The sequence below is a fragment of the Mesorhizobium sp. USDA 3734 genome, from assembly GCF_056279665.1.
In genome coordinates this window covers 7545807-7558891 of record NZ_JBWCCW010000001.1, presented here as the reverse complement: position 1 = coordinate 7558891, position 13085 = coordinate 7545807, and the positions used below count along the sequence as shown (strand labels likewise).

The 13085-nt window shown below is 64.2% G+C and carries 13 protein-coding genes; 9 read left to right on the top strand and 4 right to left on the bottom strand.

Translation table 11 applies throughout. The features are described from left to right. Window positions 1-15 precede the first annotated feature (15 nt). The 6 genes from argH (at window position 16) to ACZ89F_RS36310 (ending at window position 7355) form a co-directional block, all read left to right on the top strand. Window positions 16-1416, top strand: a complete 1401-nt coding sequence (gene argH, locus ACZ89F_RS36335) for an argininosuccinate lyase (RefSeq protein WP_476097097.1) — start codon at window positions 16-18, stop codon at window positions 1414-1416. A gap of 119 nt (window positions 1417-1535) precedes the next feature. Further along, a complete protein-coding gene (locus ACZ89F_RS36330; protein WP_476097096.1) occupies window positions 1536-1742 on the top strand; it encodes a hypothetical protein in 207 nt (68 codons plus the stop codon). 66 nt (window positions 1743-1808) lie between these two features. Beyond that, a complete protein-coding gene (gene lysA / locus ACZ89F_RS36325; protein ID WP_476097095.1) occupies window positions 1809-3077 on the top strand; it encodes a diaminopimelate decarboxylase in 1269 nt (422 codons plus the stop codon). A gap of 40 nt (window positions 3078-3117) precedes the next feature. Beyond that, the gene (locus tag ACZ89F_RS36320) at window positions 3118-4059 is read left to right on the top strand and encodes a threonine/serine dehydratase (RefSeq protein ID WP_476097094.1); all 942 of its coding nucleotides are present in this window, start codon (window positions 3118-3120) and stop codon (window positions 4057-4059) included. A gap of 213 nt (window positions 4060-4272) precedes the next feature. Continuing rightward, complete coding sequence (locus ACZ89F_RS36315; RefSeq protein ID WP_476097092.1) at window positions 4273-6870, top strand: TIGR02302 family protein; 2598 nt, start codon at window positions 4273-4275, stop codon at window positions 6868-6870. A gap of 113 nt (window positions 6871-6983) precedes the next feature. Continuing rightward, window positions 6984-7355: a glyoxalase superfamily protein gene (locus tag ACZ89F_RS36310; RefSeq protein ID WP_476097091.1), complete on the top strand. Its 372-nt coding sequence runs from the start codon at window positions 6984-6986 to the stop codon at window positions 7353-7355. Here the strand turns inward: ACZ89F_RS36310 and ACZ89F_RS36305 are convergent. Next, window positions 7334-8215 (bottom strand): LysR family transcriptional regulator, encoded by an 882-nt coding sequence (locus ACZ89F_RS36305; protein ID WP_476097089.1) that lies wholly within the window; start codon window positions 8213-8215, stop codon window positions 7334-7336. The two genes, ACZ89F_RS36310 and ACZ89F_RS36305, sit on opposite strands and share 22 nt — an antisense overlap. Window positions 8216-8439: 224 nt before the next feature. Between ACZ89F_RS36305 and ACZ89F_RS36300 the strand changes: the two genes are divergently transcribed. Continuing rightward, window positions 8440-9387 (top strand): DMT family transporter, encoded by a 948-nt coding sequence (locus ACZ89F_RS36300; protein ID WP_476097087.1) that lies wholly within the window; start codon window positions 8440-8442, stop codon window positions 9385-9387. On the opposite strand, the gene ACZ89F_RS36295 is transcribed toward ACZ89F_RS36300, so the two are convergent. From ACZ89F_RS36295 to ACZ89F_RS36285, 3 genes are all read right to left on the bottom strand, one after another. Continuing rightward, complete coding sequence (locus tag ACZ89F_RS36295) at window positions 9388-9759, bottom strand: response regulator (protein WP_168991995.1); 372 nt, start codon at window positions 9757-9759, stop codon at window positions 9388-9390. It lies immediately after the preceding gene. Window positions 9760-9833: 74 nt separating this feature from the next. After that, a complete protein-coding gene (hpt, locus tag ACZ89F_RS36290) occupies window positions 9834-10376 on the bottom strand; it encodes a hypoxanthine phosphoribosyltransferase (RefSeq protein WP_056583612.1) in 543 nt (180 codons plus the stop codon). Window positions 10377-10549: 173 nt separating this feature from the next. Next, window positions 10550-11194: a hypothetical protein gene (locus ACZ89F_RS36285; protein WP_476097086.1), complete on the bottom strand. Its 645-nt coding sequence runs from the start codon at window positions 11192-11194 to the stop codon at window positions 10550-10552. 192 nt (window positions 11195-11386) lie between these two features. Here ACZ89F_RS36285 and ftsE point away from each other — a divergent pair, with 192 nt between their 5' ends. Then, window positions 11387-12046 carry a cell division ATP-binding protein FtsE gene (gene ftsE / locus ACZ89F_RS36280; protein WP_010911739.1) on the top strand — a complete coding sequence of 220 codons (660 nt, stop codon included), beginning with the start codon at window positions 11387-11389 and terminating at the stop codon, window positions 12044-12046. Beyond that, window positions 12039-13034: a cell division protein FtsX gene (locus ACZ89F_RS36275; RefSeq protein WP_476097085.1), complete on the top strand. Its 996-nt coding sequence runs from the start codon at window positions 12039-12041 to the stop codon at window positions 13032-13034. The genes ftsE and ACZ89F_RS36275 overlap by 8 nt, the downstream gene beginning before the upstream one ends. Window positions 13035-13085 lie beyond the last annotated feature (51 nt).

Here is a 13085-nt window from a genome sequence, read left to right as displayed (position 1 = left end):
GCACGGGTTATAGCCATGAGCGACAAGAAGACCAGCAACCAGATGTGGGGCGGACGTTTTGCCTCGGGTCCGGCCGCGATCATGGAAGCCATCAACGCGTCGATCTCGTTCGACCGCAAACTCTATGCCCAGGACATCAGAGGCTCGATCGCCCATAGCGAGATGCTGGCGCAAACGGGCATTATTTCGGCGGCCGATCAAGAAAAAATCGCTCACGGGCTGAACACGATCCTGAAAGAGATCGAGGCCGGCAGCTTCGAGTTTTCGACCCGGCTTGAAGACATCCACATGAACATCGAGGCGCGCCTTGCCGATCTGATCGGCGCGCCGGCCGGTCGGCTGCACACGGCGCGCTCGCGCAACGACCAGGTGGCGGTCGATTTGAGGCTGTGGGTCAAGGATGAGTGCTTTCGCGTCGCCGAGGCGTTGAAGGGGCTGATCAAGGCACTGCTGGAGCGGGCCGAGGAGCACGCGGCGACGGTGATGCCGGGCTTTACCCATATGCAGGCGGCGCAGCCGGTGACCTTCGGCCATCACTGCATGGCCTATGTCGAAATGTTTTCGCGCGATCTGTCGCGTGTGCGCGATGCGATCGAACGGATGGACGAAAGCCCGCTTGGTGCCGCGGCCCTTGCCGGCACGAGCTTCCCGATCGACCGTCACCAGACCGCCAAGGCACTCGGCTTCCGCGAGCCGATGCGCAATTCGCTGGACAGCGTTTCGGATCGCGATTTCGCGCTCGAGTTCCTCGGCATGGCGGCGATCTGCGCCACGCATCTGTCGCGGCTGGCCGAAGAGATCATCATCTGGTCGACGCCGCAGTTCGGCTTCGTCAGGCTATCGGACTCGTTTTCCACCGGCTCCTCGATCATGCCGCAGAAGAAGAACCCCGACGCCGCCGAACTGGTGCGCGGCAAGACCGGCCGCGTCACCGGCCATCTGGTCGGCCTGCTGACGGTGATGAAGGGCATGCCTCTGACCTATGGCAAGGACATGCAGGAAGACAAGGAATCGGTGTTCGATGCCGCCGAGACACTCGACCTGATGCTGGCGGCGATGACCGGCATGGTCTCGGACATGACGATCAACGCAGCCGCGATGAAGAAGGCCGCCGGCTCCGGCCACGCGACAGCGACCGACCTCGCCGACTGGCTGGTGCGCACGCTAGGCCTGCCGTTCCGCGAGGCGCATCATGTCACCGGCCGGGCGGTGGCGCTGGCCGAAGACAAGAAGGTGGGGCTGGAGAAGCTTTCGCTGGAGGATTTGCAGTCGATCAATCCAGGTATCACAGCGGACATATTTTCGGTGCTGGCGGTGCAGAACTCGGTCAAGAGCCGCACCAGTTTCGGCGGCACGGCACCGTCGGAAGTGAGGAAGCAGATCCGCGCCTGGAAAAAGCGACTGGCGAAAGCGTGATGCCGGATACTGCAACCGGCAATATCCCGGCGATATTGCGACCCGCAATATCCGGGGTGCAAAGCGCTGAGAACTCGGCTAAAAGCGGCGGCTGGCAAACGTTTCGGACGGATGGATCGATGACCGGAAGCAGGATTTTTGTGACGCTGACGCTGCTGGTTGCGATCGCGGCCGTTTCGGCCTGCGGCAGGAGGGGCGGTCTCGACACGCCCTATGAGGCGGCCGTGCAAGCGCGCAAGGATGCCTCGAAGGCCCACCAGCCCGTGCCGCCGGAGCCGGAAAAACCGGTCGTGGACAAGAAGTTCATCCTCGACCCGCTGATCTAGAGTCGCCGAGACCGGGTTTGGTCCAAACCCGATCTCATCGTGCTCCAACTTCCCGGAACCACTCTCGTGAACCATTTCGACTACCGCGACGGCGTGCTCTATGCCGAGGACGTGGCGATCCCCGATATCGCCGCACAGGTCGGCACGCCGTTCTACTGCTATTCGACGGCCACACTGACCAGGCACTACCGGGTGTTCGCGCAGGCCTTTGCCGAGCTCGACGCGCTGGTCTGCTACGCCATGAAGGCCAATTCCAACCAGGCCGTTCTGCGCACGCTGGCGAAGCTCGGCGCCGGCGCCGACGTGGTTTCGGAAGGTGAATTGCGCCGGGCGCTGGCCGCCGGCATCCCGGCCGGCAAGATCCTGTTTTCCGGCGTCGGCAAGACCGCGCGCGAAATGGACTTTGCCCTTGCCGCCGGCATCCTTTGCTTCAACGTCGAATCCGAGCCCGAACTCGAGCTTTTGTCGGCGCGAGCCGTGGCGCTTGGCAAGGTGGCGCCGATCTCGCTGCGCATCAATCCCGACGTCGACGCCAGGACCCACAAGAAGATTTCCACCGGCAAGGCCGAGAACAAGTTCGGCATCCCGTGGCAGAAGGCGCTTCAGGTCTATGCCCGCGCGGCAAAGCTTCCCGGCATCAAGATCACCGGCATCGACACCCATATCGGCAGCCAGATCACCGAACTACAGCCTTTCGACGATGCCTTCGCCCTGCTTGTCGATCTGGTCGGCGCACTGCGTGCCGACGGCCATGCCATCGAGCATGTCGATCTCGGCGGCGGCCTCGGCATTCCCTACCGCATCGACAACAACCCGCCGCCGCTGCCCGATGCCTATGCCCAGATCGTCAGGAAGCATGTCACCAAGCTCGGGTTGAAGGTGATGTTCGAGCCGGGCCGGCTGATATCAGGCAATGCCGGCATCCTCGTCTCGGAAGTGATCTTCGTGAAGGAAGGCGACGCCAAGAACTTCCTCGTCGTCGACGCCGCCATGAACGATCTCATCCGGCCGACGCTCTACGATGCCTTCCACGACATCCGTCCGGTCGTGCAGCCGCCGGCCGACACGCCGCGCATGATGGTCGATGTGGTCGGCCCGGTCTGCGAGACCGGCGACTATATCGGCCTCGATCGCGATCTGCCCAGGCTGAAGGCCGGCGACCTGATTGCCGTCTCCACCGCCGGCGCCTATGGCGCGGTGCAGGCCGGCACCTACAACACCCGCCTGCTGGTGCCGGAAGTGCTGGTCGACGGCGACCGATTCCACGTCGTGCGCCCGCGCCTGACCTATGACGACCTGATCGGGCTGGATTCGCTACCCGACTGGCTCGCATAGAAGCGCTGGAAACACACCTACCCCTCACAGGGAGCAAATCATGACGAACGGCAATACCGTCACACGCGAGCGCATTGCCGCGATGGAGCCGCGCATCCGCCCCTATATCAGACACACGCCGGTGCTGCGCGTCGACATGGCCGACTTCGACCGCGCGCCGATGACGGTCGACCTGAAGCTCGAATGCCTGCAGCATTCCGGCTCGTTCAAGGTGCGCGGCGCCTTCACCAACCTGCTGGAGCGTGCGGTTCCCAAGGCCGGTGTCGTCGCCGCATCCGGCGGCAACCATGGCGCGGCCGTCGCCTATGCCGCCATGAGGCTGGGCCACAAGGCGACCATCTTCGTTCCCGAGGTGAGCCCGGCGGCCAAGGTGGAGCGGATCCGCAGCTACGGCGCCGAGCTGATTGTCGGCGGTGCCCGCTATGCCGAGGCGCTGGTCGCCAGCGAACGTTTCGCCGAGCAGACCGGCGCCTTGCAGATCCACGCCTTCAACCAGGAAGAAACGCTGGTCGGCCAGGGCACGCTCGGGCTCGAAATCGAGAGCGACCTGCCTGAGATCGACACGCTGCTGGTGGCTGTCGGCGGTGGCGGCCTGATCGGCGGCATTGCTGCCTGGTTTGCCGGCCGCATCCGCATCATCGCCGTCGAGCCGGAGGGCGCGCCGACGCTTCATCGCGCCTTCGAGGCCGGACACCCCGTCGACGCGCCGGCCGAGGGCATCGCCGCCGATTCGCTGGCGCCAAAGCGCGTCGGCGAGATGATGTTCCCGATCGCCGAAGCCTTTGTCGAACGCTCGATCCTGGTCAGCGACGACGACATCATCGCCGCGCAAAAAGCGCTGTGGGACCGTGTGCGCATCATCTCCGAGCCGGGCGGTGCCGCCGCCTTCGCGGCGATCATGTCCGGCCGCTACACACCGTCCTCGGGCGAACGTATTGCCGTGCTGGTCTGCGGCGCCAACGCAAATCCCGCGCAGTTCTGACCTGAAACCATTCGGGCCGGCTTCACGTTTTTTCAAACTGCCTCGCCTTTGCCGTGTTTGCTGGTATTCTTCGAGTCGTGAGGCTTGGGCTATTTTGTCCAACCCACAGCATGATCCCGAAAAGTGGAATCTGGTTTTCGGAACAGATCATGCTCAAGGAGATAGAGCCCCATCCCGGTTCTTTCGGGATGGAATAGGCTCTAGGAAGGGCCGATGACGGAACGACCCACCTTCAGCAGCGATCGCGGCCTGGCCGGGCGCCTTGCCTTGAGCCGGCTGGCGACGCGGGTCTCGATGATGGTCGAGCGCGGCTGGCCGTTGCTGCTTCCGCCCGTCATCGTCGCCAGCCTGTTCCTCAGCGTCTCCTGGCTCGGCCTCTTCTCCCGCCTGCCAGACATGGCGCGCATCGGCCTTGTCGCCGTATTCGGCATCGCGGCACTGGCCGCGCTCTACCCGCTGCGCTTCTTCCGCCTGCCGGGCGCTGTCGAAATTGACCGCCGGATCGAGGCGGCCAATCAATTGTTGCACAGCCCGGTGTTGGTGCAGACAGACCGACCAAGCGGCCAGGAAAGCAGCTTCTCGCAGGCGCTGTGGCGCGAACACCAGAAGCGCATGGCCGGAAAGCTCGACAACCTTGGCGCCGACCTGCCGCGCACACGCGTGCCGGAACGCGACCCCTGGGGGTTGCGCGCGGTGGCGGCACTTTTGCTCGTTACCGCCTTCGCCTTCTCCTTCGGACCGACAGGCGGCAGGATCAGTGACGGCTTCAATGCCCATGGCGCGCACGATGCCGTGCCGCCGCGCATCGACGCCTGGGTGACGCCGCCAGCCTACACCGGCAAGCCGCCGATCTTCCTGACCGCCGACGCCAACCAGGCGACGCCGACCTTCACTGTTCCCGAAGGCAGCGACGTCTCACTGCGCGTGACCGGCGGCTCAGGCGAAGAAACGCTCGGCTATGCCGACAAGAATGGCAATTCCCGCGCCATCGACCCGGCCGGGCCGCAGGCTGCCGCGACGGCCAAGCCGGCGGCAAACCCGGCGACGCCGTCCAAGGTACGCCAGTTCACCGGCAAGCTGACCGGCGACGGCACGCTGACGCTGACGTCGGGCGAGGACCAGCTCGGCCGCTGGGCCTTCGCTGTCATATCGGACAAGCCGCCGCAGATCCGCTTCGTCGGCGAGCCGAAGCGCGCCGCCAACGGCGCCTTCGAACTCAACTACCAGATCGACGACGACTATGGTGCCGCCACCGCCAAGGCGGTGTTCGCGCTCGCCGATCCGCAGGCGCCCAATGCACATCCGCTCTATGGTCCGCCTGAAATGCCGCTGTCGCTGCCGCGTCGTGGTGGCAAGTCGAACGCCGCCAGGACCTCGAAGGACCTGACCGAACATGTCTGGGCCGGCAGCAGCATCAAGCTGACGCTGGTTGCCACCGACGATGCCGGGCACACTGCATCGAGCGAAACCAAGACGCTGCTGATGCCGGAGCGGCCATTCACCAATCCGCTGGCGCGCGCGGTGGTCGAGCAGCGCCGCCTGCTGGCGCTCGACGCCAACGCCAAGCCCCGCGTTCTCGACCTGATGGACGCCATCACGCTGCGGCCGGAAGACACGTTCGACAACATGTCCCACTATCTCGCCATTATGAGCGCCCGCAGCCGGCTGAAAATGGCCGACAGCGACGATCAGTTGCGCAGCGAGGTCGCCTATCTCTGGGAAATCGCGCTCGGCATCGAGGAAGGCAATCTCTCGGCCGCGGAAAAGCGGCTGCGTCAGGCGCAGCAGGCTCTGCAGGACGCCATCAAGAATGGCGCCAGCGACGCTGAAATCGAGAAGGCGATGAAGGAACTGCGCGAGGCGATGAACCAGTTCCTGCAGGAATTCGCGGAGCGCGCCAAGCAGAACCCCAACGCACCGCAGATGCAGCAGAACGGCCAGGAACTGCGCCAGAGCGACATCGACCGCATGATGGACCAGATCGAGAATCTGGCGAAGTCGGGCGATCGCGACAAGGCCCAGCAATTGCTGTCGCAACTGCAAGACATGATGAACAATCTCCAGGCCGGCCGCCAGCAGCAAGGCGGCCAGCAGGACAGCGAGATGCGCCAGCAGATGGACAAGCTCGGCGAGATCCTGCGGCGCCAGCAGGAGATGATGAACGACACCTTCCGCATGGACCAGATGCAGCGCGGCGAGCGCCAGCGCGGACAGAACCGCGACGAGCAGCTCGGCGAAGGCGGTGGCCAGGATGAGGACAAGCCAGGGGTCGGCGAGGACCGAGATCCCCTCGCCCGGCAAAAGCCGATGACGCCACAGGAATTCGCCGACGCGCTGAAGCAGCTGCAGCAGGGCCAGGGCCAGCTGAAAAGCGACCTCGATCAACTGAAGAAGGGCCTTGAAGGCATGGGCATGGAGCCCAACGAAGGATTTGGCGAGGCCGGCAAGTCCATGGGCAATGCCGAACAGGCGCTCGGCGAAGGCGAAGGCGACGAGGCCGTCGGCCATCAGGGCCGGGCGCTGGAAGCGCTGCGCAAGGGCGCCAAGGACATGATGAAGCAGATGCAGGCCATGCAGGGCGACCAGGGCGGCAGCGAGGAAGGCGGCCGCCAGCAGAACGCCGATCGTGACCCGCTCGGCCGGCCGCGCGCCAGCCAGGGTCCCGACTTCGGCGATTCGGTGAAGGTGCCCGACGAGATCGACGTGCAGCGCGCCCGCCAGATTCTGGAAGCGATCCGCAAGCGGCTCGGCAATGCGCTGAGCCCCGACATCGAGCGCAGCTATCTCGAACGGCTGCTCGAGCTGAAATAGAGCAATTCCAGGAAAAGTGTGAAGCGGTTTTCCGTCCGGAATTGCGATAAAACACACGGATTGCCGCCCCGCCTCCACCCCGCCCGAAAACCCTCTCGAACGGTTGCACCACCATGCCCAAACTTGGCACTGTCACGCCCATCCTGCGCATCTTCGACATTGCCAAGGCGCGTGAATTCTATGTCGGCTTCCTCGGCTTCGAGGTGCAATGGGAGCATCGCTTCGACGACAACGCGCCGCTCTACATGGCGGTCGGCCGCGACGGCTGCGTCCTGCATCTCAGCGAGCACCACGGCGATGGTGCGCCTGGCATTGCCGTGCGCATCAAGGTCGAGGACATCGCCGCACTGCATGGCGAACTGATCGGCAAGAAATACCGCTTTGCCAGGCCGGGCCTGGAAGAGACGCCGTGGAAGACCCGCGAGGTATCGGTCGCCGATCCATTCGGCAACCGGCTGCATTTCTACGAGGATGCCGCCGGCTGATTCAGCCGGTTGACGAACGCGTCGCGGATAGCCTCCTGCATGCCGTCGATCGCTTCGCCAGACGCATTCGGGTTGCGGTGCATCACCACATTCGAGGAATCGATGGCGCCGAACCCGTCCGCGGTCGTCAGTTCACGACAGCCGTCAGGAATATTGCTGCGCGAAATCGGCGCGATCGCCAGTCCCGAGGTGACGGCGAGCTTGAGGCCGCCGGTGGTGTCGCTGGTGTAGGCGACACGATAGGCAAGATTGCGTTGCTCCAATGATTTGATGGCGAAGTCCTTGCACCAGCCGGCCCGGTTGTAGAGCGCGATCGGCACCGGCTGTTCCTCATGCATGTGGTGCAGGGTTGACGTCACCCACACGGTCGGATCGTGCATCAGCACTTCGCCGCCGGCGGGATCCTGCCATTCGAACACCACGCACAGATCAAGTTCGCCGGCGGCAAGCGCCGCTATCTGCGCCCCCGAATGCGCATAGCGCACGGTGACCTCGACCTGCGTGTGACGCTTCGAAAAGGCGCCGAGCGCGCGCGACAGGATGGCGTGGCCATATTCCTCGGGAATGCCGATGCGCACCGGCCCGCCAAGCGGCGCTGCCGCCATTGACGCCGATGTCTCGTCGAGCAGCGAGACAATGCGGCGGGCGTTGACGATGAGTTCGCCGCCGCGCCGCGTCAGCGCGACGCCGCGCGAACCGCGCTCGAACAGGCTGTCGCCGATCAGCTCTTCGAGCTTCTTCATCTGCATCGACACCGCCGACTGGGTGCGGCCGGCCTGCTCCGCCGCCTTGGTGAAATTGCCGGTTTCCGCAATCGCCACGAAGGTGCGCAGGAGGTCGCTGTCGAGGGTCGGTCGCATGAAATCCGCCATAAGGAAATTTGATCGCTGGTATCATTCCAATTCGTTTGCAACATGTCAAACGCAGGATGATAGTGACCTCACCCATTGGATATGCGGCTGCGAAATCAGCCGCGGACCAATCAAGAGTCCTCACTCGTGCCCGCTGCCCGAAACGGTGGCGGGTTCTTTTTAGCTTGCATCAAGCGTGCTTGCGGGGCGCGGCACTGGAGCCTGGAACCCTTATGCAGAACCGGATGGTGCGCGGCATCCTGAGCCTGTGCCTGGGTGTGCTGATCTTCTCACTGCAGGATCCGCTCGTCAAAGCCGTGTCGAGCGGTTATCCGGTGACCGAGGTGATGGCGATCCGCTCGATCGTCGCTCTGCCGATCCTGATCTTTCTGGTCCATGCCGATGTCGGCTTGCAGGCGATCCTGTCGAAGCGATTCGGCATGCTGACGATGCGCGCCTTCATCCAGTTCACCTCCTATACGGTGTACTATCTGGCCATCGCCGCTTTGCCGCTGGCCGATGCGGTAGCGCTCTATTTCATGGCGCCGCTGTTCATCATGGCGCTGGCCGGACCGTATCTTGGCGAGCGCGTATCCTGGCGGACGCTGGCGACCGTGCTGATCGGGCTGTTCGGTGTCCTCGTGATGCTGCGCCCGGGCGCCGGACTGTTCGACTGGGCGGCGCTGCTGTCGCTGGGCTCGGCGGCGTTCTATGGTTTTTCGCAGCTGATGGCCCGCAAGATCGGCGACACCGAATCGTCCACCGTCATGGCCTTCTATCAGAACGGCGCCTATCTGGTTGGCGCCGCCGTGGTGGCCGGCGCGTTTCACCTTGCCGGCATAACCCATGCCGTCCACCCGAGCCTGGAATTCCTGGTGCGGCCTTGGATATGGCCGAAACTGCCGGATTTCCTCAAGATGGCGGCCTGCGGTTTCGTCGCCTCAGCAGGCATGATCCTCCTGTCCCAGGGCTACAGGCTGGCGCCGGCCAACCGGGTTGCCACCTTCGAGTACACCGGCATCCTGTGGTCGCCGCTGTGGGGTTTCCTGTTCTTCGCCGAAGTACCACGGTCGACGACCATCATCGGTGCTGCCTTGATCATCGGCGCCGGCCTGCTGGCGCTCAACACCGAACGGCGCAAGAGCGCTGCGCCGGTGCTTGCTGCCACCGATCCAGCCTGATCAGGCGAAGCAGATCAGGGCGCGCTCGACGCGCGAGCGGATTTCGGCCAGCGTAAAAGGCTTCTGCACGACATCGAGGATAATGCCGTTCAACTCCTCGGCGCGCTCGCGCTGGTCGGCATAGCCGGTCATCAGCATGATCTTCAACGCCGGGAAGAGTGCCGCCGCCGCGATCGCCATCTCGATGCCGTCCATCTCCGGCATGCGGATGTCGGAGACGACAAGATCGTAGCCGCCACGCGCGGCCTGGATCAGCGAAAGCCCTTGCGCGCCGTCCGCCGCGATATCGATTGTGTGCCCGGCGCGTTCAAGCGCGCGGGCTGCCAGGGTGCGGACGGACTCATCGTCCTCAACGATCAGAAGCTTTGCCATGGCCGGCATATTTGGCGCTGAAAAGTTGACTTTTCCTGAAAGCGCGCAGCACCGCCAAGCATTTTTGAGGTCGCTCAGACATCCCCTTTGACGACGCCGACAAACGGCAGCTCGCGAAAAGCGTGGGCAACGTCCATGCCGTAGCCGACGACGAAATAGTCGGGGCAGTCGAAGCCGACATAGTCGGCATTGAGTGCGGTCTGGCGGCGCATGCGCTTGTCGAGCAGCACGGCGATGGAACAGCTCTTGGCGCCCCGCGACAGCATCAGGTCGCGGGTGAAGCTCAGCGTCTTGCCCGATTCGAGAATGTCGTCGATCAACAGCACGTCGCGGCCGGCGACCTCATTGTCGATGTCGCGCAGCACCCTCACCTCGCCGCTGGTGGTGCCAGCGCCGTAGCTGGAGATGAAGATGAACTCGACCTCGGGCGACAGGCCGACATCGTGCATGGCGCGGATGAGATCGGCGGCGAAGATGAACGAGCCCTTCAGCACCGAGATCACCAGCAGATCGTGATAGTCGTGCCCGGCGATCTCCTTGGCGAGTTCGAGATTGCGCCGCGCGATGGCCGATGCCGAAAACAGGACTTCGATGTCCTTGCCGCGTACGATTGGCATTTTTCGCCCCCTGAGATTTTTACCTGAACGCTTCACGCCTGGCGTGTGTTGAGATTCAGGTCAGGCTGCGTCGAAAACGGTGGTTTCCGAGAACCGGAGCGGAGCGTACTTGAAGTACGTGAGCACCGGAAACCGCCGTTTGCAGGCCAGCCTCACCTGAATATCAGCACACGCTATTGGGCGAAGGTGACCGATACAGTTCTTACGCCGTTCTTAGGCACGTCGAGCCGGCTGGCAAAGCCGAATCTTTCGCCGGATGCCAGCGCGCGGCCGGATGTCCCCAAGGTATAGCGGGTTGTGCGTCCGTCATTGCCGGTCACCCGGATTTCGAGCGGCGGCAGCTGCGCCGGTTTCGCCCCGTCATTGACGGCCTCACCATCGACGAACAGCGCGGGGTTCGGCCCGGAAGGGTCGACACGTGACGTGATCCCTGAAATGCTGAGCGCCGACGCCTGCGCACCAGACAGGAACGACGCCTGGCGCACCAGCGCATGTCCGCCGGAAACCCAGAAGGCGGCCAAAGCGGCGCTGATGCCGGCGATCCAGAAGATCGGCCCGCCGCGCGAGGCCGGTGGCCGTTCCGCCGGGGCTTCGGGCTTGCGCAGCATGTCCATGCCCTCGATGGGCGGCGTGACGATCGCGCGCGGCAACGGCGCAACGCTTTCCACGGCAGGGACAAGACGCGGCATCACCACGTAGTCGGCATCGACGACGTCGACGGCGGAACCACGCATGAACCGGTCCGCTGCGGCGATTGCCGCCGGATCGGTCATGATTTCGCCGGAAACCGGGCGCGCGGTTCGATCGTCAGCCATCATGGCCCCAGCATTGCAGCACGTGTTCGCTTTTCGTTTCTTTTGCGTAAACACAAATGGTTAACGCTTCCCCACCGGAGCCCTCGTGACGAGCCGAAAGAGCCCAGGAATTAACCGCCGGTTAACCATGCCGGCCGATGGTCTTTACCCAGAACAGGTCGGCTCGCTGCCGCCGAGAAATTCAGGTCGTCGAAATTGATTCGTTTCGAAAATGTCGGCCTCCGCTATGGCATGGGTCCGGAAATCCTCCGTGACATCTCCCTGCACATCCCGGAGCGCTCCTTCCAGTTCCTCAGCGGGCCTTCGGGCGCCGGCAAGACGACCTTGCTGCGCCTGCTGTTCATGTCGCTGAAACCGACGCGCGGGCTGATCACCATCTTCGGCAAGGATCGCTCACGCATCTCGCGTACCGAACTGCCGCATCTGCGCCGCCGCATCGGCGTGGTGTTCCAGGATTTTCGCCTGCTCGACCACATGACCACCTACGAGAACGTCGCGCTGCCATTGCGCGTGCGCGGGCGCGAGGAGGCGAGCTACCGCACCGATGTCACCGAGCTGTTGAAATGGGTCGGACTGGGCGAGCGCATGCATGTGCTGCCGCCGGTTCTGTCCGGTGGCGAGAAGCAGCGCGCGGCAATCGCTCGTGCGCTGATCGAGCAGCCGGAAATCCTGCTGGCCGACGAGCCGACCGGCAATGTCGATCCGCCGCTGGCGCGACGCCTGTTGCGGCTGTTCATCGAACTCAACCGTCTCGGCACCGCCGTGGTGATCGCCACCCACGACCTCGGTCTGATGGAACAGGTCGACGCGCGCCGCATGATCCTGGCCGGCGGAAGGCTGGACATCTATGACTGATCTGTCCGCCGACCATCTTGTGGAACGAGAACAGGACGCCGAGGCGACCGAGGCAAAGCCGCGCGCCCAGCGCAGGATGGCGCCGATCGTGCCGGCGCAGAACATCGCTGGCCGGGCGCTGGTACTGGTCATCGCCATCATGACCTTCCTGTCCTGCCTGACCTTCGGCGCGGTGACGCTGGTGCGCGACACGGCTTCCGTCTGGGAGAACCAGATTTCGCGCGAGGCGACGATCCAGGTCAAGCCGGTCGACGGCCTCGACATGGAGGCAGCCCTTGCCCAGGCCTCGCAGATCGCCGGCGAATTTCCCGGCGTCAAGGCAACCCGCATCATCGATCGCGAGGCGACCGCGAGGCTCCTGGAGCCATGGCTGGGTTCAGGCCTCAACATCGATGAGCTGCCGGTGCCGCGCCTGATCATCGTCACCATCGACGAGAGCAGCCCCCCCGATTTCGCCGCCATGCGTGCCGCGATCACACCGAAATTGCCAAGCGCGTCGCTCGACGACCATCGCACCTGGGTCGACCGGCTGGTGGCCATGGCCCGCACCACGGTGACCATCGGCATCGCCGTGCTGGCGCTGATGCTGTCAGCGACGGTGCTGACCGTGGTGTTCGCGACGCGCGGCGCCATGGCCGGCAACGGCCACATCATCGAGGTGCTGCATTTCGTCGGCGCCGAGGCACAATTCATCGCGCGCGAATTCCGCCGGCATTTCCTGGTCACCGGCATGAAGGGCGCGGCGGCTGGCGGGGCGGCGGCGGTGCTCGTCTTCATCGTCTTTTCCTGGTGGTCGTCGCGCAACATGGCGACGCCGCAGGCCGATCAGGCGACAGCCCTGTTCGGCAATTTCGCCATCGGGTCGGCGGGCTATCTCGGTGTCGTCTTGATGGTGCTGGTGATCGGCGGGCTCACGGCTGCCACGTCCCACGCCACCGTCGTTGCCTATCTCAGCGACATCGATGTCCGCCAACCGGATGCGGGGTGATCACGGATGGAGAATTCACGTAACGCAAAGTGCGTCTTTTACCTACCCAAG

What these genes read in the sequence shown, in the direction of transcription:
- argH (WP_476097097.1), top strand. Translation starts at nt 16, where the DNA reads ATGAGCGACAAGAAGACCAGCAACCAGATGTGGGGCGGACGTTTTGCC.
- ACZ89F_RS36330 (WP_476097096.1), top strand. Translation starts at nt 1,536, where the DNA reads ATGACCGGAAGCAGGATTTTTGTGACGCTGACGCTGCTGGTTGCGATC.
- ACZ89F_RS36320 (WP_476097094.1), top strand. Translation starts at nt 3,118, where the DNA reads ATGACGAACGGCAATACCGTCACACGCGAGCGCATTGCCGCGATGGAG.
- ACZ89F_RS36315 (WP_476097092.1), top strand. Translation starts at nt 4,273, where the DNA reads ATGACGGAACGACCCACCTTCAGCAGCGATCGCGGCCTGGCCGGGCGC.
- ACZ89F_RS36310 (WP_476097091.1), top strand. Translation starts at nt 6,984, where the DNA reads ATGCCCAAACTTGGCACTGTCACGCCCATCCTGCGCATCTTCGACATT.
- ACZ89F_RS36305 (WP_476097089.1), bottom strand. Translation starts at nt 8,215, where the DNA reads ATGCGACCGACCCTCGACAGCGACCTCCTGCGCACCTTCGTGGCGATT.
- ACZ89F_RS36300 (WP_476097087.1), top strand. Translation starts at nt 8,440, where the DNA reads ATGCAGAACCGGATGGTGCGCGGCATCCTGAGCCTGTGCCTGGGTGTG.
- ACZ89F_RS36295 (WP_168991995.1), bottom strand. Translation starts at nt 9,759, where the DNA reads ATGGCAAAGCTTCTGATCGTTGAGGACGATGAGTCCGTCCGCACCCTG.
- hpt (WP_056583612.1), bottom strand. Translation starts at nt 10,376, where the DNA reads ATGCCAATCGTACGCGGCAAGGACATCGAAGTCCTGTTTTCGGCATCG.
- ACZ89F_RS36285 (WP_476097086.1), bottom strand. Translation starts at nt 11,194, where the DNA reads ATGATGGCTGACGATCGAACCGCGCGCCCGGTTTCCGGCGAAATCATG.
- ACZ89F_RS36275 (WP_476097085.1), top strand. Translation starts at nt 12,039, where the DNA reads ATGACTGATCTGTCCGCCGACCATCTTGTGGAACGAGAACAGGACGCC.